The sequence below is a fragment of the Micromonospora sp. NPDC049799 genome, assembly GCF_040656655.1.
GTDB lineage: Bacteria > Actinomycetota > Actinomycetes > Mycobacteriales > Micromonosporaceae > Micromonospora.
In genome coordinates, this window is record NZ_JBFAMU010000799.1 from 1 (window position 1) to 1,568 (window position 1,568).

The 1,568-nt window shown below is 76.2% G+C and carries 1 protein-coding gene; it reads right to left on the minus strand.

The window, feature by feature from the left end; genetic code table 11:
- Positions 1-176 precede the first annotated feature (176 nt).
- A partial coding sequence (gene cobA, locus AB0I76_RS29580) for a uroporphyrinogen-III C-methyltransferase (protein ID WP_357042338.1) occupies positions 177-1,568 on the minus strand: 1,392 nt, incomplete at its 5' end.

Consider the following 1,568-nt stretch of genomic DNA (forward strand, 5'->3'; position numbering starts at 1 on the left):
GCACGTCCGGGTCGATGACACCGCCCTCCTCGGCACCACCGATGAGCGGCCGGTTCGCCTCGGCGAGCGCGAGCAGGCGATCGCACCTGATGGCACCGCTACACCGCAGCACCGTCGCCGCGCGCGCCCTCCGCGCCGGCCGACCGCACGTCCGGATCTACCCCGAATCGAGTGGATCAGCGACCGGCGGCGCTCACACCGGTCGCTCGTTCGGACGGCGCCGTCGCCCGGGGCGTGGGTGGCGTGGCGAGGGCGACCACCGGACCGACCACGAACACCACCGGCGGACGGAGATTCTCCCGCGCCGCCACGGCCCCGATCTCGTCCAGCCGGGCGGTGACCGTGCGCTGCCCCGGGTGGCCGGCGTCCTGCACCGCGAGGACCGGGGTGTCCGCGGCCCGGCCCTGCCCGATCAGCGTGGCGGCGATCGCGCCGACGGTGTCCACGGCCATCAGCAGCACCAGGGTGCCCCGGGCGCGGCCCAGGGCCGCCCAGTCGACCAGCGAGTCCGGGTGTCCGGGCGGCAGGTGTCCGGAGACCACGGTGACGTCGTGCGCGACGCCCCGGTGGGTGACCGGCACACCGGCCAGGGCCGCCGCGGCGACCGCGCTGGTCACCCCGGGGACCACGGTCACCGGCACCCCGGCCGCCGCGCAGGCCTGGACCTCCTCGTGGCCGCGCCCGAAGACGTACGGGTCGCCGCCCTTGAGCCGGACCACCCGCCTGCCCGCGCGAGCGTGCGTGACCAGCGTGTCGTTGATGGTCTCCTGCGTCATCGACGGCCCGCGCGGGACCTTGGCCGCGTCCACGACGAGCACGTCCGGCCGCAGGCCGGCGAGCAGGCCGGTCGGGGCGAGCCGGTCGGCCACCACCACGTCGGCGGCGTCCAGCAGCGCCCGTCCCCGTACGGTGATCAGGTCGTCGGGCCCCGGCCCGCCGCCGACGACGGCGACCTCGCCGGGACGCAGGCCGGGACCGCCGTTCCCGTGACCGCCGTGGTGGTGATGGTGATGGTGATGGTGATGGCCGCCGACCGGGTCGTCCGGGTGGTCGTGCGGGGTCTGCGGACGGCCCACCTTGTCGGCGAAGCCGGGCATCAGCACCCGGTACGCGCAGGTGTCGCAGTTCATCCGGATGTCGCCGCGCCGCGCCTCGGCGTGCCGTTCCAGCACCAGGTCGGCGAGGGCGTCGCAGTCGGAGATCAGGCCGGCCACCCGCACGTCCAGGTCGGGGTGGGCGGCGGCGAACGCCTCCGACTGCGCGACGATGCGGTCCGGCAGCACCCCGGCGAAGAGGAAGTACGGCGCCACGACGATCCGCCGCGCGCCGAGCCGGCGCAGCCGGTCCAGGACCGCCGGCACGGACGGCTCGGCCAGCGAGACGAAGCCCGGTTCCACGCCGGCGTAGCCGCGCCCCTCCCAGAGCAGCCGGGCGACCTTCGCCACCTCGGCGTTGGCGTCCGGGTCGGTGGAGCCGCGCCCGATCAGGGCGACCCAGGTGCCGGCCCGGTCGTCGGAGGCGAGGGCGGCGTCGATCCGCTCCACCACGGTCCCAGACTGAACAGCGCG